26 protein-coding genes are annotated in these 21,454 nt (G+C 39.0%); 14 read left to right on the top strand and 12 right to left on the bottom strand.

Annotated features, from left to right (window positions below; translation table 11 throughout):
- Window positions 1-8: 8 nt before the first annotated feature.
- The 3 genes from OPF91_RS00795 to OPF91_RS00785 all read left to right on the top strand — a co-directional run bounded on the left by OPF91_RS00795 (window position 9) and on the right by OPF91_RS00785 (window position 1,701).
- Window positions 9-230: a DUF2829 domain-containing protein gene (locus OPF91_RS00795; RefSeq protein ID WP_264986767.1), complete on the top strand. Its 222-nt coding sequence runs from the start codon at window positions 9-11 to the stop codon at window positions 228-230.
- 54 nt (window positions 231-284) lie between these two features.
- Complete coding sequence (locus OPF91_RS00790; RefSeq protein ID WP_264986766.1) at window positions 285-1,040, top strand: 3-oxoacyl-ACP reductase; 756 nt, start codon at window positions 285-287, stop codon at window positions 1,038-1,040.
- A gap of 151 nt (window positions 1,041-1,191) precedes the next feature.
- Window positions 1,192-1,701 carry a QueT transporter family protein gene (locus OPF91_RS00785; RefSeq protein WP_264986765.1) on the top strand — a complete coding sequence of 170 codons (510 nt, stop codon included), beginning with the start codon at window positions 1,192-1,194 and terminating at the stop codon, window positions 1,699-1,701.
- 103 nt (window positions 1,702-1,804) lie between these two features.
- On the opposite strand, the gene trhO is transcribed toward OPF91_RS00785, so the two are convergent.
- Together trhO and OPF91_RS00775 are read right to left on the bottom strand one after the other, a co-directional pair.
- Window positions 1,805-2,749 (bottom strand): oxygen-dependent tRNA uridine(34) hydroxylase TrhO, encoded by a 945-nt coding sequence (gene trhO, locus OPF91_RS00780; RefSeq protein ID WP_264986763.1) that lies wholly within the window; start codon window positions 2,747-2,749, stop codon window positions 1,805-1,807.
- A gap of 89 nt (window positions 2,750-2,838) precedes the next feature.
- Window positions 2,839-3,279: a MarR family winged helix-turn-helix transcriptional regulator gene (locus OPF91_RS00775; protein WP_264986762.1), complete on the bottom strand. Its 441-nt coding sequence runs from the start codon at window positions 3,277-3,279 to the stop codon at window positions 2,839-2,841.
- 122 nt (window positions 3,280-3,401) lie between these two features.
- Here OPF91_RS00775 and OPF91_RS00770 point away from each other — a divergent pair, with 122 nt between their 5' ends.
- The gene (locus tag OPF91_RS00770) at window positions 3,402-3,989 is read left to right on the top strand and encodes an NAD(P)H-dependent oxidoreductase (protein WP_264986761.1); all 588 of its coding nucleotides are present in this window, start codon (window positions 3,402-3,404) and stop codon (window positions 3,987-3,989) included.
- Window positions 3,990-4,007: 18 nt separating this feature from the next.
- Window positions 4,008-4,298, top strand: a complete 291-nt coding sequence (locus OPF91_RS00765) for a hypothetical protein (RefSeq protein WP_264986760.1) — start codon at window positions 4,008-4,010, stop codon at window positions 4,296-4,298.
- Window positions 4,299-4,334: 36 nt separating this feature from the next.
- Here OPF91_RS00765 and OPF91_RS00760 read toward each other — a convergent pair whose 3' ends face one another.
- Together OPF91_RS00760 and fdhF are read right to left on the bottom strand one after the other, a co-directional pair.
- Complete coding sequence (locus OPF91_RS00760; RefSeq protein WP_264986759.1) at window positions 4,335-4,817, bottom strand: helical membrane plugin domain-containing protein; 483 nt, start codon at window positions 4,815-4,817, stop codon at window positions 4,335-4,337.
- Between the two features lie 4 nt (window positions 4,818-4,821).
- Window positions 4,822-7,758, bottom strand: coding sequence for a formate dehydrogenase subunit alpha (gene fdhF / locus OPF91_RS00755; RefSeq protein WP_264986758.1), 2,937 nt, complete (start codon window positions 7,756-7,758; stop codon window positions 4,822-4,824).
- A gap of 486 nt (window positions 7,759-8,244) precedes the next feature.
- On the opposite strand from fdhF, the gene OPF91_RS00750 reads away from it, so the two are divergent.
- From OPF91_RS00750 to moaA, 3 genes are read left to right on the top strand one after another with little or no spacing between them, the layout of a single operon-like run.
- Window positions 8,245-8,592: a Na-translocating system protein MpsC family protein gene (locus OPF91_RS00750; RefSeq protein WP_264986757.1), complete on the top strand. Its 348-nt coding sequence runs from the start codon at window positions 8,245-8,247 to the stop codon at window positions 8,590-8,592.
- Window positions 8,593-8,604: 12 nt separating this feature from the next.
- Window positions 8,605-9,423 (top strand): formate dehydrogenase accessory sulfurtransferase FdhD, encoded by an 819-nt coding sequence (gene fdhD / locus OPF91_RS00745; RefSeq protein WP_264986756.1) that lies wholly within the window; start codon window positions 8,605-8,607, stop codon window positions 9,421-9,423.
- On the top strand, window positions 9,398-10,432 hold the full coding sequence (gene moaA / locus OPF91_RS00740; RefSeq protein ID WP_373877015.1) for a GTP 3',8-cyclase MoaA: 1,035 nt from the start codon (window positions 9,398-9,400) through the stop codon (window positions 10,430-10,432). The genes fdhD and moaA overlap by 26 nt, the downstream gene beginning before the upstream one ends.
- A gap of 36 nt (window positions 10,433-10,468) precedes the next feature.
- Here the strand turns inward: moaA and moaC are convergent, their stop codons facing one another.
- From moaC to OPF91_RS00725, 3 genes are read right to left on the bottom strand one after another with little or no spacing between them, the layout of a single operon-like run.
- On the bottom strand, window positions 10,469-10,951 hold the full coding sequence (gene moaC / locus OPF91_RS00735; RefSeq protein WP_264986754.1) for a cyclic pyranopterin monophosphate synthase MoaC: 483 nt from the start codon (window positions 10,949-10,951) through the stop codon (window positions 10,469-10,471).
- Window positions 10,944-11,534 (bottom strand): molybdenum cofactor guanylyltransferase, encoded by a 591-nt coding sequence (mobA, locus tag OPF91_RS00730; RefSeq protein WP_264986753.1) that lies wholly within the window; start codon window positions 11,532-11,534, stop codon window positions 10,944-10,946. Before mobA ends, moaC begins: the two co-directional genes overlap by 8 nt.
- Window positions 11,531-12,028, bottom strand: coding sequence for a MogA/MoaB family molybdenum cofactor biosynthesis protein (locus OPF91_RS00725; protein WP_264986752.1), 498 nt, complete (start codon window positions 12,026-12,028; stop codon window positions 11,531-11,533). Before OPF91_RS00725 ends, mobA begins: the two co-directional genes overlap by 4 nt.
- Window positions 12,029-12,085: 57 nt before the next feature.
- Here OPF91_RS00725 and OPF91_RS00720 point away from each other — a divergent pair, with 57 nt between their 5' ends.
- From OPF91_RS00720 to moaD, 5 genes are read left to right on the top strand one after another with little or no spacing between them, the layout of a single operon-like run.
- Window positions 12,086-13,102 carry a MoeB/ThiF family adenylyltransferase gene (locus OPF91_RS00720; RefSeq protein ID WP_264986750.1) on the top strand — a complete coding sequence of 339 codons (1,017 nt, stop codon included), beginning with the start codon at window positions 12,086-12,088 and terminating at the stop codon, window positions 13,100-13,102.
- 12 nt (window positions 13,103-13,114) lie between these two features.
- Window positions 13,115-14,407 (top strand): molybdopterin molybdotransferase MoeA, encoded by a 1,293-nt coding sequence (locus OPF91_RS00715; RefSeq protein ID WP_264986749.1) that lies wholly within the window; start codon window positions 13,115-13,117, stop codon window positions 14,405-14,407.
- Window positions 14,368-14,892, top strand: coding sequence for a molybdopterin-guanine dinucleotide biosynthesis protein B (mobB, locus tag OPF91_RS00710; protein WP_264986748.1), 525 nt, complete (start codon window positions 14,368-14,370; stop codon window positions 14,890-14,892). The genes OPF91_RS00715 and mobB overlap by 40 nt, the downstream gene beginning before the upstream one ends.
- On the top strand, window positions 14,889-15,359 hold the full coding sequence (locus OPF91_RS00705; protein WP_264986747.1) for a molybdenum cofactor biosynthesis protein MoaE: 471 nt from the start codon (window positions 14,889-14,891) through the stop codon (window positions 15,357-15,359). The genes mobB and OPF91_RS00705 overlap by 4 nt, the downstream gene beginning before the upstream one ends.
- A 5-nt stretch (window positions 15,360-15,364) precedes the next feature.
- Window positions 15,365-15,595, top strand: a complete 231-nt coding sequence (moaD, locus tag OPF91_RS00700) for a molybdopterin converting factor subunit 1 (protein WP_264986746.1) — start codon at window positions 15,365-15,367, stop codon at window positions 15,593-15,595.
- Window positions 15,596-15,806: 211 nt separating this feature from the next.
- On the opposite strand, the gene OPF91_RS00695 is transcribed toward moaD, so the two are convergent.
- The 4 genes from OPF91_RS00695 to modA form a co-directional block, all read right to left on the bottom strand.
- A complete protein-coding gene (locus tag OPF91_RS00695) occupies window positions 15,807-16,145 on the bottom strand; it encodes a hypothetical protein (RefSeq protein ID WP_264986745.1) in 339 nt (112 codons plus the stop codon).
- A 133-nt stretch (window positions 16,146-16,278) separates the two neighbouring features.
- Window positions 16,279-16,788, bottom strand: coding sequence for a hypothetical protein (locus OPF91_RS00690; protein ID WP_264986744.1), 510 nt, complete (start codon window positions 16,786-16,788; stop codon window positions 16,279-16,281).
- 141 nt (window positions 16,789-16,929) lie between these two features.
- Window positions 16,930-17,589 carry a molybdate ABC transporter permease subunit gene (gene modB, locus OPF91_RS00685; RefSeq protein WP_264986743.1) on the bottom strand — a complete coding sequence of 220 codons (660 nt, stop codon included), beginning with the start codon at window positions 17,587-17,589 and terminating at the stop codon, window positions 16,930-16,932.
- 3 nt (window positions 17,590-17,592) lie between these two features.
- Window positions 17,593-18,381 (bottom strand): molybdate ABC transporter substrate-binding protein, encoded by a 789-nt coding sequence (gene modA, locus OPF91_RS00680; protein WP_264986742.1) that lies wholly within the window; start codon window positions 18,379-18,381, stop codon window positions 17,593-17,595.
- 150 nt (window positions 18,382-18,531) lie between these two features.
- On the opposite strand from modA, the gene OPF91_RS00675 reads away from it, so the two are divergent.
- Window positions 18,532-19,458 (top strand): substrate-binding domain-containing protein, encoded by a 927-nt coding sequence (locus OPF91_RS00675; RefSeq protein ID WP_264986741.1) that lies wholly within the window; start codon window positions 18,532-18,534, stop codon window positions 19,456-19,458.
- A 58-nt stretch (window positions 19,459-19,516) separates the two neighbouring features.
- On the opposite strand, the gene OPF91_RS00670 is transcribed toward OPF91_RS00675, so the two are convergent.
- Window positions 19,517-21,277 (bottom strand): multicopper oxidase family protein, encoded by a 1,761-nt coding sequence (locus OPF91_RS00670; RefSeq protein WP_264986740.1) that lies wholly within the window; start codon window positions 21,275-21,277, stop codon window positions 19,517-19,519.
- Window positions 21,278-21,454: the final 177 nt, after the last annotated feature.

The raw sequence follows: 21,454 nt of genomic DNA, 5'->3' as shown, positions 1-21,454 counted from the left end.
CTATAAATATGACATTTGAAGAAATATTACCGCATATCAAAGCAGGAGAAAAAGTCATTCGTGCAGGTTGGGGTGGCGCTGAGTTATATGTGAAATTGGTTGGGCAAAGTACATTTGATGGTGAAACATTAAATCCTTATTTCTTAATTAATGTACAGGGGGAAGGCTACACAATGTTCTCTCCAACGGTTTGCGATGTATTAGCGGAAGATTGGGTACTTGTAAAATAAGACAATGAAGTCTGTTCAGCCATTGGACAGACTTTTTTGATGAGGTGAACATAGATGAAGTTTGAAGAATATCAAAACAAGACCATTTTTGTGACAGGAGCAGCCTCTGGTATAGGACAGGCACAAGCACTCGCTTTTTTAGCAAATGGTGCACAAGTATTTGGCATGGACCGAGAAGAGCAAGGCTTACAATCATTACAGCAACAATACCCGCAGCGTTTTGCTTATTATGTAGGGAATGTCGCTTCATTAGCGGATGTCGAACAAGCAGTACAGCAGGCGATGGCAAACTTTCAGCACATTGATATTTTACTCAATACAGCAGGTATTTTAGATGGCTTTGCGAAAACACTGGAGACAGATGAGGCATTATGGAATCAAATTATGGATACGAATGTCAAAGGAACCTTTCTTGTAACGAATGCCATTTTGCCTTCCATGGTGGCACGTCAGGCAGGTGTTATTATTAATATGGCTTCCATTGCAGGGCTTGTTGCAGGTGGAGGTGGAGCAGCTTATACAGCTTCCAAACATGCCATTGTTGGCTATACGAAACAGTTAGATTTAGATTATTGTCGGGTAGGTATTCGTGCTAATGCGATTGCCCCAGGAGCTATTCAAACACCGATGAATCGAGCCGATTTTGTAGGCGATGGTGCAATGGCTAAATGGGTGGCTGATGAAACACCCGCAGGTCGCTGGGCACAACCAATAGAGGTAGCTAATTTAACACTTTATTTAGCGAGTCAAGCAGCTGATTATATACATGGAACTGTGATGCCAATTGATGGCGGTTGGTTGGCAAAATAGTCTTGTATAGCAGGAAGCTTTTTTGCTATAATGCTTGGGTAGGCATAGAAGGTCTACACTACGGCACTTCAGACAGGGCAATTTGCTCTCATCCTTTGGTCGTAGTTATTACTAAAATAGTGTGAAAGCTATTTTACAAAGGAGAATACAAGTGAATACATCGATTGTAAAAGAATCACCCCGTATTTCAGCAAGTGAGCTTGCGAAAACGGCATTGGTGGCTGCGCTTTATGTAGCTGTCACAGTCATCTTATCCGTTATTAGCTTTGGTGCAGTACAGCTACGATTATCGGAAATGTTCAACTATCTCGCTTTATATCATAAGCGTTATGTAGTAGCGGTTACAGCTGGCGTTGTACTGGCAAACTTTATGTCCCCTACTTGGCTATTAGATGTGCCAATTGGCGGTATCGCGACATTTTTGGTGCTATTACTTTGTCGCAGTATAACAAAAAATATGAAAAACGATATAGCGAAAATGATTGTTACAGCTTTGATTTTTGCATTTTCTATGTTTACTGTTGCAGGACAATTAACATTACTTTATGATCTACCGTTTTGGGCAACTTGGTTTACAGTTGGTGTTGGCGAATTGTTGTCTATGACAGTTGGCGGTGTGACGATTTATTTAGTAAAGAAAAAAATTGATTTTACGAAATAATAGATTAGAAAAACGCAAGTCTCTTTGGCAATAGAGGCTTGCGTTTTTTGTATGGAAGTTCGCCCGAAAACAGCTCGAATTCACCCGTTTCACGTTAAGAATTTTATGCTTGCTCTAGCTTAGCGATTGCTTGCTGTACTTGCTCATCTGTTAAGCCGTGTCTAACGATATAGCGATTGCGTTCATGCTTTGTGCATTCTATCGTACAGCCACCTAAATGTTTTGCTTCATTTTCTTCTGAGGTTAAAATCTGTTTGTTACATTCTGGGTTGGCACAGTTAATATAGCGTTCGCAAGGCGTGCCATCGAAATGGTCTTGTCCTACTACGATATGCTCAACTTGGTTAATCGGTACAGTTAAACGTTCATCGAATACATACATTTGCCCGTCCCATAGCTGGCCTTTTGCTTCAGGGTCTTTACTATAACTAGCAACACCACCGTGCAATTGCCCTACATTGTCAAAGCCTTCTCGTTTTAACCAACCAGAAAATTTTTCACATCGTATGCCACCTGTACAATAAGTTAAGACACGTTTTCCTTCAAACATTTCGCGATTTTCAAGCACCCATTGTGGTGTATCACGGAAATTCTTCACATCTGGGCGAATCGCTCCACGGAAATGCCCCACATCATATTCATACGTATTACGCACATCTAATACGACTGTATCGTCAAGCTGCATTTGCTCTAAAAATTGAGTCGGTGATAAATACTCACCTGTTATTTCATGGGGATTTATATCATCCTCTAAGCTTAAATTGACTAATTCAGGGCGTGGTCGGACATGCATTTTTTTAAATGTGTGACCCTCTGCCTCATCCATTTTGAAAACAATACCATCAAATCGTGGGTCGTTTTTCAGTAGGTCCATATAAGCGGCTGTTGCTTCAATTGTACCTGAAACAGTACCATTAATCCCTTCTGTCGCAACTAAAATACGTCCTTTCAGCTCAAGCTCCTTGCACTGCTGTAAATGCTGTTCAGCAAAGGCTGTTGGATCCTCGATTGTTGTGTAAAAATAATACAATAAAACTCTGTAATTCATCACGCATATTCCACCTTATTCGTGTTTGCAGGACACGTTTTTTTGAAACCAAGTATAAGCATATCAAAAAAAGCTTGTCTAAGCCAATCTCAATACTTTCGGGCAGAGAAAAAATGTTGCTCTAGTACGGTTAACGCTTGAGAGATAGCAGCTACATCTTGTGGAGATGCATGTTGTATGAACTGTAAAAACTGCTCTTCAATACAGCTAAATGCCTCATCCATCAGCTTTTGTCCAGTAGGTGTTAGGCGAATCACTTGCTTGCGTCGGTCCTCTGGGTCACCTATTTTGTCAATCAGCTTTTTCTCTTGTAATTTCCGTAATTCACGACTTGTATTTGGAAGGGACATATGCAGACAATCACTAATTTCCGTTGCTGTCACAGCTTGACTTACTTGAATATATTCTAAAATTTTATATTGTAGTGTGGTAATTTGATCGAGCTTTACATGTTGTGTTAACGTATGTGTCATTTCATGTAAAGTCGTAGTAAAAGCTACGAATTGCTGAAATAAATCATGTTTGTCCATATAATTTCACCTCTTACTTGTCAAGATACCAAACAACTTATCTAAAAACAATTATCATTTGACAACTATGTAAGTGAGCTGTATTATTTTGTTATCAAATGATAAGTAATGGAGGCGCTTGTATGAATACATTGATTGTGTATACGTATCCAAATCATCAAAGCTTAAACTATGCTTTTTTACAGCAAGTTATTAAAGGATGTCAAGAAAACCCAGCTATTGATAATATTCAAGTCCTTGATTTATATGAGGAGCAATTTGACCCGAGATTAGTGTTTCATGAGCAGAAGCGTCGTCGTGATATGTATCGTGACCCTCAAATGGAAAAATATCGTGAGCAACTGATATGGGCAGATAAAATTGTCTTCGTGTATCCGATTTGGTGGGGGAGACCGCCAGCGATGTTACTCGGTTATATTGACCAGCTATTTGCAGCCAATTTTGCTTATCGAGATAAAAAAGGCTTACTGCCTGAAGGATTATTGAAAGGAAAATCCGTTGTTTGTGTTTCCACGATGAAAGGTCCAACACATTATCCTTTACTATGGCTACACAATGCACATAAAATATTAATGAAAAGAGCCTTATTCAGTTTTGTAGGTATGAAGCGAGTGAAGTTTTTTGAATTCGGCTCGATGGAAAGTAATAAAGGAAAGCAGCAGAAAAAGCTTGAACATGTTTATCGATATTTTCAAAAAATCGCTTATTAATAAGGAAGGTTCGCATAAATGGATGAACAATTAACAGAGTGGATCATACGTTTTCAAAGGGATAAGGATATCGACGCACTTGCTCATTTAAAAGCTCATTGCGCTGATATGATTGAGCCTTTAATCATGGAATTTACGGAGAAATATGGTGAGGAGGCAGGGGAATATTTACGTTTAAAATGGGATAAACGCTTTTATTTTATTTTTACGAAGTATCAAGTAAATGTTGGCTTACCATTAGAAAGCTTTGTGCAAAACACGTATCGTTTTTATTTTATGGATATTTTAAAAAAAGTGGGCTATTCATAAAGAGAAATCCCTGCAAACACAGGGATTTCTAGATAATTAGTCATTTTTCAAGCCTTTGCCAAGACCTTTTAAGAAGTGAATGCCAAAATTCATAGCACGGTTAACATCTGGGTCTTTTAGTAGCTTAGCTAAGCGAAATATACTTATTTTTTCAGCTGTATCAACAGCTTTATTTGCTTCTACTAAACCTGTATTCACACTATCGATGAGTTTGGCTGTTGTCTCTGGATTCAATTCCGTTAAAGCCCCTGCAACGCCCATTAAATTATTAATAATATTTGTTACAGGTTTACGTGTCATTTGACCTAATGCAATATGGGCTACTTCTTCTTTCGCTTCTAATAACTTATTTGCCGCTTCTAAAGCACCAATATCATGTAATTCCGTCATTATCGTAAAAAGTTGATTGACAGTATCCTCATTTTCAGCAAGCAGCTGTTTTAAATTTTCCAGCTTTTGTTCTTTTAGCTGTTCTTCCGTGAATGTTTCTTTTTTTATTGTTGTAATAGGCTTCGCCATACAATCACTTCCCTTCGTTTGTAGTTGTTAAGTGAACATAGCCAGGACGGTTCCATTTGCGCGCTACTTCCACACCATTTTGTGGATGGCGTTGTTTATAGCGTGGATTTGTTCTAGGAAGTGGATTTTTCCCTTTTGCTTTTAACACTTCGACACGCACCTTTGTTTGCTTATAAGCAGGTGTAGAGGTATTAATGTCCTTAGCTGGTCCTGTTAGGAAGTTAATGGCTGACTCTTTGTTAACTGAATTCATTGGTAAAAATAGTTCATTGCCTTGTACACGGCTTGTGACAAGTGCATTCAATTTTAATGCACCATATGGCGATACTAAACGAAGTAGAGTGCCATCCTCAATGCCACGTTCTTTTGCTAATTCAGGTGATACTTCTACAAAAATTTCAGGAACTTTGGCTTGAATACCTTTTGATTTATTTGTTAAATTGCCTTCATGAAAATGCTCTAGCATACGTCCGTTATTAATAAGACAGTCATATTGTGCCTCATATTCAACAGGCGGAATCCAATCATCTAAAGCAAAACGAGCCTTTTGATCTGGGAAATTAAAGCCATCTTCATATAGTAAAGGTGTATCTTTACCATCTAGGCTACCCCAGCAGAAGCTACCCCAGCCTTCTAGTACATCATAATTTGCCTGTGCAAAAATAGGTGAAAGACTTGCCATTTCAGCAAAAATATCACTTGGATGACTATAATGCCAATCTGCTCCTAAACGCTGAGCAACTGTCTGTAATATTTCCCAATCGGCTTTTGATTCACCAAGCGTTGGTAATGCTTGATAAAGACGCTGTACACGACGCTCTGTATTCGTAAATGTTCCTTCTTTTTCAAGAGAAGGAGCTGCTGGTAAAATAACATCTGCATATTGTGCTGTACGGGATAAGAAGCAATCTTGCACAACAAAGAAATCTAATTGTGATAGCACTTGGTCTACATGATTGGCATTGCAATCGACAAGTGCCATATCTTCTCCGACTAAATACATAGCTTTCATTTTACCTTCCATAATTGCATCCAACATCGCCATATTTGTGCGACCTGGCTGTGAAGGGATTGTCACACCGTATGCTTGCTCAAATTTTGCACGTTCTTCATCGTTCGTAACTTTTTGATAGCCTGGTAATAGGTTTGGTAATGTCCCCATATCACAAGCTCCTTGCACATTGTTGTGACCACGAAGCGGGTAAGCACCAGCCCCTGAACGGCGATAGTTACCAGTCGCTAGCAATAGATTAGAAATGGCGGCAGATGTATAAGAGCCACCTGTATTTTGTGTGACACCCATACCCCAAAGGATACATGTACCATCTGCATCACGAATCATTTCAGCTACTTGTATTAATGTTTCTTTCGTAATGCCTGTTTGCTCTTCTGCATAATCCAATGTATATTTTTCAAGCACATGTTTGAAATCATCAAAGAAATTCACATTTTCTTGAATAAAGGCTTCATCATGCCAGCCTTGGTCAATGATATATTTGGTCACAGCCATTAACCATACTTGATCGGTTCCTTGCTTTGGACGCATGAAAATATCAGAGCGCTCTGCCATTTCATGTTTTCGAACATCTGCCACGATTAATTTTTGCCCGTGTAATTTATGTGCACGTTTGACACGCGTTGCTAAGACAGGATGCCCTTCCGCAGGGTTTGCCCCAACGATGATAACAAGACCTGCTTTGGCAATATCCTTAATCGTACCAGCATCACCACCAAGACCTACTGTACGTAACAAGCCATCCGTCGCAGGAGATTGGCAATAACGAGAACAATTGTCGACATCATTTGTTTGGAATAATTGACGTGCCATTTTTTGAATTAAATAATTTTCCTCATTCGTAATTTTAGAAGAAGAAATAAAGCCAACAGAGCCAGAACCGTATTCTTTATGAATACCTCCAAGTTTTGTAGCGATTAAATCAAGTGCTTCCTCCCATGATGCTTCAACAAATTCATCATTTTTACGAATCAATGGCTTTGTAATACGTTCCTCTGAGTTGACAAAATCCCAGCCGAATTTTCCTTTTACACAAGTCGAAATAGCATTAACAGGGCCATCAGAAGGTTGTACTTTCAAAATTTTACGTCCCTTTGTCCACACTTCAAATGAACAGCCGACACCACAGAATGTACATACCGTTTTTGTTTTCTTTGTTCGCTTACTACGCATAGCTGCTTCAACTTCAGAAACAGCAAAAATACCACTATAGCCAGGCTCTACCTCTTTAATTAAATGGATCATTGGATCTAGCATATCTTGTTTTAGCCCTGTCATAAAGCCAGCTTCTCCAAGCATGGATTTTTCCATTAAGGCATTACATGGACACACTGTGACACATTGCCCACAGCTAACACAAGAGGAATCGTTAATGGCAACACCTGTATCCCAAATAACACGTGGTCGGTCTGCTTCCCAGTCGAGCGATAATGTTTCATTGACTTGTAGGCTTTGACAAACCTCTACACATTGACCGCAAGCGATACACTGGTTCGGGTCATAGCGATAAAATGGGTGGGACATATCGACCTCACACGCTGGTACTTTCGGCTTGTAAGGATATTTTTGATGCTCAATTTCCATTAGCTCTGCTGTATTATGCAATGTACAGTTGCCATTGTTATTGTCACACACTGTACAGTACAGTAAATGGTTCTCCAGTAAACGATCCATCGCCTCTGTTTGAGCAGCTTTGGCTCGATCAGAGGTAAGCTGGATATTCATACCATCCACCGCTTTTGTTGAACAAGAACGCACCAGTTGACCATTCACTTCCACAATGCATGTATCACAAGTTTCAATCGGATCAACCGCTGGTACATGACAAATTTGTGGGTGGGCAATGCCGTTTTGATTAATGGTATCGAGAATCGTAGCTCCCTCTGCTACACCATACGATACACCGTTAATAGTAATTGTAGTCATAAGAATTCCCCCTCCAAAAAATATGACGAATACAAAAAATCCACCACGAAACGACACGCTATTTGCATGTTAGTCATTCATGGTGGATAAAATCTTTAGCAGGACTTGCTAGAGATTCAATCTACTTGTCATTTAATTGCATAATAACATTTGAACATTCCAATTCATAAATATCCCAATGCCATTATATTTATTTTTATTATAGCCTCCTCATGACAAATGGACAATCCTTTTATTGTCATTTAGTGAATCTTTTTTATGTAAAAGTGTAGTGCAATGTAGCATCAAGTACAACAAATATTTTTTGTGTGAAAGTGATAAATGAACAAAAATCGTATGAACCATTTTGTTGTTCAACTGTGTATAATGATGTCGAAACATGATAGATGGTGAAATGTTTTTCTCTTTAAATTTTTTTCAAGTTGCTATATGATTAACAAACTATAAGGGTAATGACAGTTTAATTACGTTGGGAGCATGGATACTATGTCTAAAAAAGTGCATGAATTTAATGACATTATACGAAAACTACGCAAAGAATTATTTGGAAAAGGACCAGAGCGTATTCATACGGTTTTTGTAGAAAATATGGCTGTGTCCACTTTATACGGTAATATGACGCCGACAGAGAGATTTATCGCAAGCACGCCAGAGGGTTTACAAATTGTTCGTGCTGCACGTACAAGGATGATTCAGGAATTGTATACAAAAGAGCCACCAGCAGGTATGGAGGAATTAATCGGATCAAAGCTACTGCATTTATTTTCGGATATTAAAATTGAAGAGGATGTGGCGATTTCGGTATTTATTTTTGAAGACATTATTAGTGAATAGAGGCGAAGCTTGATGGAAAAAGCAGTCGTACGCAAAATTTTTCGTGTTGAGCATCATCAAATGACTGAAATAGAGGATACAATTGTCACAGAATACGCAGTGACGGTGAAGATTAATGGACAAGAATTTGTGACGATGGTTTGTACACCAGAGTATGTGGAGGATATGGTGGTGGGCTATTTAACATCAGAGCGTATTATACGAGGGTTCGATGATATTGAAGATATTTGGTATCAGGAGCAAGAGGGTTTTGTGCATATTACTACAAAGCATGTAAATCCGTATTCTCAACAAATTCAAAATAAGCGCTACATTACTTCGTGTTGTGGGATGAGTCGTCAAGGCTTTGTCTTTGCTAATGATGCGCTAACAGCTAAAACTATGCAGGGTAGTCATGTACAAATAACAACGGATGATTGTTTTCGTCTTATACAAGAAATGCAGGATGCTGCAGTAATGTTCAAACAAACAGGTGGTGTGCATAATGCCACATTATGTCAGGTAGACGATGTTGTCGTAAGTCGTATGGATATTGGACGTCATAATGCATTGGATAAAATTTACGGCTATTGTTTGCGTAATAATATTCGTATGCAGGACAAAATCATTGTATTTAGTGGACGTATTTCCTCGGAAATATTATTAAAAGTATCTAAAATTGGCTGTGCGATTGTTTTATCGAAATCAGCACCAACAGACTTAGCTTTACAATTAGCAGAGCAGCTAGGTATTACAACAGTGGGCTTTATTCGCCACAATACATTGAATATTTATACACATCCTGAACGTATTCAATTACCCAAAAATGAGGGAGGGATTCTTGGTGAATGATTTACGAGATCAGCTACAAAGACCGTTGCGAGATTTAAGAATATCTGTCACAGATCGCTGTAACTTTCGCTGTCAATATTGTATGCCAGCAGAGCTATTTGGAGCAGATTATGCCTTTTTGCCCTCTGATAAAATTTTGAGCTTCGAGGAAATTGAGCGCTTAGTGAAAGTTTTCGTGTCCTTAGGTGTTAAAAAAATTCGAATTACAGGTGGGGAACCATTGCTACGTCGGGATTTACCTGTGTTAGTTGAGCGTATTCATCACATTGAGGGGGTAGAGGATATTGCATTGACAACAAATGGCACTTTATTAAAAAAATATGCACAAGATTTAGCAAAGGCAGGTTTATCAAGGGTATCTGTTAGTCTTGATTCATTAGATGAACAGCGTTTTGCAGTGATGAATGGTCATCGTGGAAAGGTCGCAACGGTGCTAGAGGGTATTGAAAAAGCTGCAGAGGCGGGCTTACTCGTAAAAATTAATATGGTTGTACAAAAAGGAAAAAATGAGCAAGACATTGTGGAGATGGCTCGATTTTTTCAAGAAAAACAGCATATTTTGCGCTATATCGAATATATGGATGTTGGTAATTCCAATGGCTGGCGTCTAGATGATGTTGTATCGAAGAAGGAAATTCTTGAGCAAGTACAGCAAATTGCTCCCTTAGTGCCTGCTGTGCCACATTATACGGGAGAGGTGGCAACACGCTATCAATATGCGGATGGACAAGGTGAAATTGGCATTATTTCCTCTGTTACAGATTCTTTTTGTGCGACTTGTTCACGTGCACGTATTTCAGCAGAGGGGAAATTGTATACTTGTTTATTTGCCACAGAGGGCACAAATTTACGAGATTGGTTGCGTGCAGACATAGATGATGCCACGATAGCAAAGCGTATTGCGGCTGTTTGGCAGCAGCGTACAGACCGTTATTCAGATGAACGTAATGAACAAACAATGGCAAAAAGACAACAGGCTAAAATTGAAATGTCACATATCGGTGGTTAACAAAAAAATCGGCAAAATAATGCCGAATTTTTTTGTTTATTCACGTGTGAATGTACCGCTTTTGCCACCTGTTTTTCGTACAAGATAGGTTTCTTTAATGGTCATGGATTTATCGATTGCTTTACACATATCGTAAAAGGTTAGTGCTGCAACAGAGACGGCTGTTAGTGCTTCCATTTCAACACCTGTTTTTCCACCGCATGAAACGGTTGCTTCAATGTGTAGCTCATAGCCCACTGTTGCTTTGGTATAGTTGAACTGGAAATCCACGCCTTGTAGCATAATTGGGTGACACATCGGAATAATATCCGCTGTTTTTTTAGCACCCATAATGCCAGCAATTTGTGCTACTTGTGTGGGGTCACCTTTTTTAATGCCGCCTTGTTGGATGGCTTCATACACTGCGTCTGATAACGTAACGGTACTATGGGCAATCGCTGTACGTTTTGTAACATCTTTTGCAGAAATATCGACCATTTTTGGACGACCTTCTTCGTTCCAATGGGTAAAATTATTCATGATAGGACTCCTTTGTATATGCTGCTGACCAATCTTGCTGTGTATTAATATTGGTAAAGAGCTTATTATTTTCTTCAAATGGTATATAACATACACGAAGCTGTGCTAATAAAGCTTGCATACTGCGTCTATTTTGTAGCACTAGTTGTGTAGCGATAGGCAAGGCACTACGTCGATACAAAGCGGCAAGAGGCTGCAATTTATCAGCTTGTTGCGGTACAATGGCATCATAGCGTTCATCAATAAATGCTAGCATTGTTTGAACAAATTGTGCATGTATGAGTGGCATATCGCTCGCTAATACAAAAAACCATTCAACAGTAGGAAAATGGTTCATAATCGTATGTAAAGCAAAGAGAGGCCCTTGATGCGGCTGTTCTTCAATTATCCATTGTACGTCATTTTCTAGAAATTGCGATTGTAAACTAGCATTTGTCGCAATAATGATTGGCTGTAGTTGATTTTTTTGTAAAGCTATGAGACTGTGCTTATAGAGAGGCTGACCTGCAAATGGTTCAAACATTTTCGGCTGACCATACCGAGAGGATTGCCCGCCTGCTAATACGACACCAGCAATGTTCATAGACGATGTAGCTCACCGACAAAATGCTGTACAGTAGGTAGAATCAGCTTGGTCATAGCAAGATGGACAGCATTTGTAGAGCCTGGTAGTACATAAATGGCTGTTTGCTGGCGACTACCTGCTGTGGCACGGCTAAACATCGCTTTGGGTCCGATTTCTTTATAACTAAGTGCACGAAACAGTTCGCCAAAGCCCATCATTTCTTTCTCCAAAAGAGGGACAATGGTATCATATGTTTGATCTCTTGGTGTAAAGCCAGTGCCACCTGTGATAATAATGGCTTGGACAGTTGCATCATCACACCAATTTTGAACGATTTGTGAAATGGCAACAGGTTCGTCGGGCACAATTTGATAGTCTGCTAATGTAAATGAGGCGTCCGTCAGCAGTGATTGAATACGCTGGCCACTGCTATCATCTGCTTTTGTACGTGTGTCACTCACTGTTAAAATAGCCGCTTGGACGGGTAATTGTTGATGTGTGGGATGCGTCATAAAAAGCCCTCCTTTATTTTCATTCATTTAAAACTATAACATGAAAGGTAAAATAGTATGGAAAATAGATATTCTAGACAGCAATTATTTCGCTCAATTGGTCAACAAGGACAGCAGCAACTTCAAGAAAAACATGTATTGATTGTTGGAGTGGGTGCATTAGGTAGTGCAAGTGCAGAAGCGCTAGTACGAGCAGGTGTTGGTAAATTAACACTCGTAGACCGTGATTATGTGGAATGGAGCAATTTGCAAAGACAGCAATTATATACAGAGCAAGATGCCAAAATGCAAGTGCCGAAAGTGATTGCGGCGAAAGAACGATTACAATGTATTAATACCGAGGTAGAGATTGATGTACATATTTTGGATGCTTATACAGAGCAATTTGCCTCATTGCTTGTCGGAATAGACGTCATTATCGATGCGACGGATAATTTCGATATTCGCTTTTTTATCAATGATTTAGCACAGCAACATCGAATTCCATGGATTTATGGCTCATGTGTGGGTAGCTATGGCTCGACCTATACAATACTACCAGGGACAACACCTTGTTTACAATGCTTGCTGACAGCGATACCAAATTCGGGCATGACCTGTGATACGGTAGGGATTATTAGCCCAGTAGTGCAAGTTGTAGCTGCTTATCAAGTTGCTGAAGTATTGAAGCTATTAGTAGGAGATCAAGCAGCTTTACGAAAAAGTTATTTAACATTCGATGTATGGCAAAATCAGCATTATGAAATCAATGTGGAGAAAATGCGTAACCCACAATGTCCATCCTGTGGTACAAGTCCGACGTATCCTTATTTAGCCTATGAAAATCAAACAAAGCTCGATGTATTATGTGGGCGTGATGCCATCCAGCTTCGTCCTGCACAGCCGATTGACTACGATTTGGAGCAACTGGCACAGCAACTTCGCCCCTATGGTGATATTCAGCACAATCCATATTTGCTCTCTTGTCAGGCAATGGACTATCGCATAGTTATTTTCCGAGATGGACGAGTAGTCATTCATGGTGTTCAAGATGTACAGCAGGCGAAAACAATTTATTATCGTTTATTAGGATAAGGAGTGTTGTCTATGTTAGAGAAAAGAAACCCAATTGCTGTTGGAGAAGCGGTGCAACGCGTGATGGCATATGCCTTTAGCGCTAAAACAGAAAGGGTAGCATTGCAGGAGGCGTATGGACGTTTTTTAGCAGAGGATATTGCAGCCGACCAGGACGTGCCTGCTTTTGACCGCTCTCCCTATGATGGCTATGCGATTCGCTCTATAGATAGTGCGACAGCAAGTGCCGAGCAGCCTGTAACATTTAAAGTAGTAGGCGAAATCGGTGCAGGCTATACGTACGATGAGATGGTGGAGGAGCAACAGGCGGTACGTATTATGACAGGTGCCATGATTCCACAAGGTTGCGATGCAGTCGTTATGTTAGAATTAACACAGATGTTTGAAATAGATGATCAGGCCTATATGTCGATAAAACGCTCGTTTGAAGCAGGAACTAATATTTCCTATAAGGGAGAAGATGTACAAAAAGGTGCTATTCTTCTTGAAAAAGGGCAATATATTAATCCTGGTGTTGTGGCATTATTGGCTACGTTCGGCTATGAGCAAGTGCCTGTTGTTCGCAAACCCATTGTTGGTGTGATTGCGACGGGCAGTGAATTGTTAGAGCCTAACGAACCTTTGCAGCCTGGAAAAATTCGCAATAGCAATGCTTATATGATAATGGCACAAATTGAGCGTGCAGGCGCAACAGCTAAATACTTTGGTAAATTGAGTGATGACTTGGATATTTGCATTCAAGCTGTTAAACAAGCACTCCAGCAAGTGGATATATTGATTACAACAGGCGGGGTATCAGTAGGAGATTATGATTATTTGCCAGCCATTTATGAAGCGATTGGGGCAGAAGTGTTGTTCAATAAAGTAGCAATGCGACCAGGCAGTGTGACAACAGTGGCGGCACGTAATGGTCAATTGTTATTTGGTTTATCAGGTAATCCATCTGCTTGTTATGTGGGCTTTGAGCTATTTACACGTCCTATTATCCGAACAGCTGGCCATCATCCACAACCTCATTTGCGGAGAGAGCAAGCAATTTTAGGAGCAGATTTTAAAAAGCCAAATCCATTTACCCGTTTTGTGCGTGCTACTGTTTTTTATGAAAACGGTCAATTAGTCGCTGTTCCTTCTGGCTTTGATAAATCAAGTGCTGTGTCTTCATTAGGTGGGGCCAATGCACTGATTGTGTTACCAGGAGGGTCACGTGGCTATGAAAAAGGTAGGCAAGTCGTAGTTTTATTAGTAGAGGATATGCAAGGAAGTGAATGGCCTTGGGACAAAATCGAAAAATCCTACAAATTGTAGGCTATCAAAACAGTGGTAAAACAACGCTTGTCGAGCAGCTTATTGTGCAGGCCACACAAGAAGGCTTACGTGTGGGAACAATCAAGCATCATGGGCATGGAGGAATACCAGCCACAGACAGCACAAAAGATAGTGCCCGCCATGAGCAGGCTGGTGCTAGTGTAACGGCGGTAGAGGGAGCAGGTACTTTGCGTCTAAGCATTCAGCAGGAGCATTGGGAGCTAGCAGATATCATAGCGATTTACAAGGATTTTCCTTTAGATATATTGTTAATAGAAGGCTATAAACAAGAGCATTATCTGAAGGTGGTACTATTACGAACAATAGCAGACCAAGTCTTATTACAGCAAGTATCCAATATTCTATGTGTGCTCTATTGGCCTACATATCCATTAGAGCAGCCACTACCCTATCCAGCTTTTTCAATCCATGAACAAGCGCAATATCTCGATTTTTTAATGACAGAAATGAGGATAAAATCATGAATACAGCATTCTTTGAAATTATAGACAAACCAATTGATGTAGAAGAGGTACGACAAAAAGTGGTTAGCCGTAACGCAGGGGCGATTACCGTTTTTATTGGCACAGTACGAGAAATGACGAATGGCAAAAAAACATTGCATTTGGAATATCAAGCCTACATCCCAATGGCGATTAAAATGTTTGAGCAAATTGCCAAAGAAATAAAGGAGCGCTGGTCAGACGCACAGGTAGCGATTACACATCGAATCGGTCATTTAACCATTTCAGATATTGCGGTGGTTATTGCAGTATCCTCTCCACATCGAAAAATAGCGTATGAGGCAAATGAATATGTGATTGATCGTATTAAACAAATAGTGCCGATTTGGAAAAAGGAATGTTGGGAAGATGGTACAGAATGGATAGGGGACCAATTAGAAAATGTCCCTTACCCAGCAGGTGCAGCATCAATGAATGAGGAGGACTAAGGGTTATGGAGATTTTATTGTTTGCACATTTACAAGAAGCAATTGGGCAGCCGAAAATAACAGTTGATTTGCCTGCATGTACAGTTGGAGAATTAAAGGCATGGATGGCGAGCCATTACCCAAACGTTGCTGTTCAGCAGGTGATGGTGGCGGTAAATGAGGAATTTGCAACAGATGCGACAGTTATTGAGCAAGAAGATACAATTGCTTTTATTCCGCCGATTAGTGGTGGATAAAAAAGATGAGGCTGGTACTGGTATTATCCCCTTTAAGTAGACAATATTGAAGGTTGAAAACGAAATGGGGGTCGCATTAATGACCGTAAATTTACGAAAATACATGGTCAACAAACAAAAATATATAAAATGTAATGGTGGAGAAAGGAGAATTTGAGCGAACTTAAATTCTCCTTTCTATTTATGCTGAGCTAGTTTTGTCCCAGCTTCTTTATTTTTTTGGTAATGTGAAAAAGCCACTATCTGTAAAAGTGTAATGTTGAGATTCTTTGATGCATTCAAAAGAATAGAAAATAGAATCATTATCAGCAAATTCTACAAAAAAATTTACATTATCGAAATTGAGTAATAAATCACTAAGTTGTTTGGCGTTTTTAAAGTCTATTTTCGCCTTAAACGTCTCAATTGTTTTTTCTAATGATTTTCTTAAATTAGCTTTATGTTCTTCAGTAACCTTTACCTTTCTACCATTGATTCTTTGAAAGCATTTTTGTGGACCGTCTAATAATGCTTCAATTTCACTCTGGGTTAAATTACGTGTAGACTGCAATGAATTAACCTCCTTAGATACTTGTTTACTTTATATTAACAAGTATTGCTCTATTTTAAAAAATAAATGTGTAGGTATGTAAATATGTTCACCATGAAGCTGCTCTTTTTATCAATAGGTTTATTTTAGTATTTTAATTTCTATATGCATCTATTGTGTATTTATTGTTTTCCTCTTTAATTGTTATTTCAAGTTCAACATTTGCTTCTAAGTTAGCTTGACCAAAAAATATAAGAATTTTGTTATTGTCTAAATGATAACCTCTATATTCAAGTTTACTGTAATCAGCTTTTAAAAATCCCGATTCAGAGTTGTTTTCATCTATGAATATTTGTTTATCACGATTAATTTTTATTTTCGGATTTATATTTTTTTCTAAGTATTCATAGTCTAGATTATTCATTGCATCTATGAATTTTAATGAAGTATTTATTGCTTCTCTAAATTGGTCATTTGTTATGTTTTCTATGTTATTGATTTTTTCTTTCAAAGCATTGTTTTCTTCTTTTAGATTATTATTTTCTTCTTCTAAATTTGTTATTTTCTTTTCGAAGTCAGTATTTTTGCTTGTTTTATTAACATTGTTATTTGCACATCCATATAGTAGTAAAAATAATATTAAAAAAAACGAAAATTTTCTCATCATGAACCTCCTTTAGATTTATTTTGTGTAAATATTCTATAATAAATAGAGAAGACCGAGCTATCTAGGAGCACTTCACAATAGTTTCTTAAATCGTTCGGCTTTTGACTAGCTAGAATACTTTTGTCCTAGTCTCCTTTTTTAGGAGGATTGAATAAAATGCACAGCTAACAGCATTAAAAAGGAAATACCGACCATACAAATAACCCATGCCCAAGCAAGCGACATATTGCCTGCATCAATCGCCATATAAATGGCAAGTGGCGCAGTTTGTGTTTTCCCTGGAATATTGCCTGCAAACATTAAAGTTGCGCCGAATTCCCCTAATGCACGGGCAAAGCTTAAAATGCCACCTGCGATAATGGCCTTGAGTGCAAGCGGTATGGAGATGAAACGAAAAACTTGCCACTCATTGGCCCCGTCTACACGTGCTGCCTGTTCAATATCGGACTCAACAGAGGAAAAGCCAAGTTTAGCAGATTGGTACATTAAAGGAAAAGCTACGACTGTTGAGGCGATAACGGCTGCCCACCATGTAAACATGATTGGCTGATTGAATAGTGCCGTAAGCCAGTGACCAAATACGCTGTTTTTGCCAAAAATAATAATAAGTAAAAAGCCGATGACAGTAGGTGGTAAGACCAATGGCAATAAAAGGAGGGTCTCAATCAATAACTTGCCTCTAAATGTGTGGCGAGACATCGATTTTCCTAAGAGTACTCCTGTCAGTAATGCCATCATGCCTGCTACGAAGGCGACTTCCACGGATAGAATAAGAGGCGACCAAAAATAACTATTCATACATTATTGTACAGCTTGGAAGCCATACTTTTCGAATGTTTTTAATGCTTCCTCACTTTGTAAATATTGATAGAACGCTTCTGCCTCTGCTGTATGCTTGCTATCTTTCAGTATCCCCACAGGATAAATAATCGGGGCATGTGTATCTGCTGGAGCAGTCGCAATAACAGTTACCTTGTCTGAAATAAGAGCATCTGTTTTATAGACTAAACCAGCCTCCACGTTTCCTGTTTCTGTATATGTTAGTACTTGACGAACATCTTTTGTATAAACAACTTTCGCTTCGAGGTCATTCCATAGCCCCATATTTTTTAAAGATTCCACCCCATACTGACCAGCAGGCACTGTTTCAGGTGTACCCAGTGCAATATGCTGGGCTTGCTTTAAATCCTTAAAGGACTGAATGTTTTGCTCGTTGCCTGCTGGTACAACTAACACTAATTCATTTGCCAACAGCTTTGTTCCCTGCTTTTCATCGATTAAACCTTTATCCACAAGCTCATTAAATTTATTTTCTGCGGCTGAAAAAAATAAATCGACAGGTGCGCCTTGAATAATTTGCTGTTGTAATGCACCAGAACCACCGAAATTATAAGTAATTTTGATAGTTGCATGTTCTTTTTCATAGCTTGCCTTTAACGCTTCTAATGACTCTTGTAAGCTAGCGGCTGCGGAAATCGTTAATTCAACGGATTTCGTTTCCTTTACTGGCGAATCACTGCTCGGACTACTACAGCCTACGATAAGAATGGCAAGTATAAATAAGGCAATAAAACGATACATATTTTTCATATTCAAAGGCTCCTTTTATAACAAGATATAACCAATTATAATTAGTTATATCTAAAAAGAAAATAACTCTTTTGTTAACTAAATATGTATATTTAAAAAATGTGACAAATAGGTTACGATGATTGAATAGAAATAAGGGGAGGTAGCTTTATGTCACAACAACAGTCTTATACCATTGAAGAAGTGGCACAATTATTAAAGGTATCGAAGCTGACGATTTACGATTTAGTGAAAAAAGGAGCTTTACCCGTTTTTCGTGTAGGGCGACAAATGCGTGTAGATTATGCCGATTTACAATTATATATACAGCAACGTAAAACAGGGGCAAGTCTAGTTGTGCCTACCTCCATAGCACCTCATGTACAGCCAACAAGCAATATCATTATTAGTGGACAGGATATTGTGTTAGATATATTAGGGAAATATATTGAGAAAAAGCAAACATATAAAGTATTACGCTCACATGAAGGTAGTTTTAATGGTGTGATGGCACTATACAATGGGTCATGTGATATTGCGAGCTTGCATATGTATGATGGTGACACAAGGGAGTACAATGTGCCTTATTTGAAACGAATTTTTGTAAGCCATGCATATATTGTCATTCGTTTAGTAGCACGCCAAGCAGGCTTTTATGTGCAGAAGGGCAATCCATTGCAAATCCATTCATTTGCGGATTTTCATGCGAAGGAGCTTCAATTGATTAACCGTGAAAAAGGGTCGGGTGCTCGTACATTACTAGATGAGCAACTACGCATACAAGGGCTATCACCAGCAACGATTATAGGGTATAACAATGAAGAAAAGAGCCATATTGATGTTGCATCTATTGTGGCAAAAGGTGATGCAGATGTTGGGATAGGCATTGAAAAGGTAGCGAAACTATTAGAAGTAGATTTTGTTCCTTTGATGAAGGAGTACTATGATATTGTCCTTTTGAAAACATCTGACAATGAGCACTTAATCCGTGTAGTGAAAGATAGTTTAACTTCAACCGATTTCCAAGCAGAGATAGCCGCACTTGGAGGATACGATATAACAGAAACGGGTCAAGTAATTTACGAAACATTGTTTTAACTCATATAGTATAAAAGGCAGCAATGTTGCGCTATAACAACATTGCTGCCTTTTATGATTATTTTCGATACCTTCTATTTGGTTGTCTATTCATTAGGTTATTTTTTGTGGCCGGAAAGTGAGGTGCTTTGACTGTATTTCTTTGGATAATCTCACTTTTAGGTTGTGTGGCTGTGTTAATTTTGACATTGTCTACGGAAGGGTCAGTAGCTGTATGTGAGTGCTCTTTTGTGACCTGCTCGATGTTAGCGTGTGGCTGTTGGATAGGATGAACATCTTTAATAACAAGGATAGGACGCATCATATCATGGTCTTCATGCTCTAAAAAATGACAATGCCACATATAATGCCCCACATGATCTTTCCAATGCATAATAATTTTGGTGACTTTTTCTGCATCTGCTTTGACAGTATCCTTCCAACCACGTTCATAGTCATGTGGCTCTTCTGGTGGCCCTGTATAAACCAATGTCCCTTCATTTTGATAAAGCTCCACATCAAATGGACGCCGCTCCAAAATTTTAAATTGTACTAAATGGAGATGAATTGGATGAATAAAGGGCGTTGTATTAATGAAGCTCCATATTTCGATACTATCGAGGGCAGGTTTTTCAGTTGCGGGGTCATGGTACATGCGATTGTCTAATAAAAGCATTGGTCTACCAAAAGTATCGGTGGAGGCTGTTAACGAAAGTTGACGTTCGATATGGGCATGGTGTGGGTGTAAATCCATTGACATCGCAAGTTGTGCTGGTATGTCACTCGTATCCTCACATTGCAAAGGTAATTGTACTTTAAATTGCATAATGACTTTTGTATGCTCATCACTGAAATCAGTATCGTCGTTACATAAAGTAATCGTTTGTCCCTGCCACATTGAAAAATCAATGATGATATCTGTACGCTCAGCTGGTAATAATGTCACGGATAGGATACTTTGTGGCGCTGTTAACAAGCCACCATCTGTCCCAAGCTGAGTCATTGGCGCATCATTAGATAGGCGAATGATATAGCCTCGTCGATTGGAGCCGTTCAGAAGGCGGAAGCGATATTTGCGAGGCTCGACACATAAATAAGGCCAAACTTTACCATTGACAACAATCGTGTTACCAACAAACCCAGGTGTGATCGAAGGATATACAGGAACAGGGAATGGTGGTTCGGCTGGATAAAATAATGAGCCATCCTCATTGAATGACTTATCTTGAATAAGCAGTGGGTATTCATATTCACCACAAGGTAAATTCGCTCGTTCTTCCAATGTATCACGCAGCAAATAAAAGCCTGCTAATCCCGCATAGACATTTAAGCGAGTTAAGGCCATTGCATGATCGTGATACCACATTGTTGTTCCAGGCTGATGGTTTGTATATTCATGTATCTCTCTACTAAATTTTGGCCCTATATGGGTATAATCTCTCGTATACCATGCTTCAGGATGACCGTCACTTTCCCAATCAACTTTGGCACCATGTAAATGCGTAACTGTGCGTACCTCTTGTGAATCATTGGCAGCATGCAAGGTGACATCAACAGGTAAAAAATGCTTGCTTGGCAATTGGTTTTTATATTTAACATAAATGGTTTTATCCTTTGTAGCTTCAATGGTTGGTCCAGGGTAAAGACCATTATAGCCCCAAATAGTGGATGGTGGAAAATCTTTATGGAAACAATGCTCTGCCTCTAGCATTTGCAATTCATAATATTCGTTGCGTTGATAGCTGCGATTATATTTTGGTTTTGCCACGACTGGCTTAGGTAGTTCGTCTACAAACTTAGGGATAGTAGCCGGTTCTGAGGGATTGACATTGGTATTCACATCATCACTTCCTCTATAAATAATTCACTATAGTAATATATGAATAAAAACACAGACGAATAGGGGCAAAAATAACGAAAAATGTGCTACTATATAAAAAATGTCGAAAATATAAGAATGGTGTTGGATAGCGATAAATAAAAAATGTGTTTCTAAATCAATTATTTTTGGACATAT

Source organism: Lysinibacillus piscis (assembly GCF_026012395.1).
Taxonomy (GTDB): Bacteria; Bacillota; Bacilli; order Bacillales_A; family Planococcaceae; genus Lysinibacillus; species Lysinibacillus piscis.
Note: the sequence above shows the minus strand (reverse complement) of the source record. Positions and strands in the feature narration are given on the sequence as shown.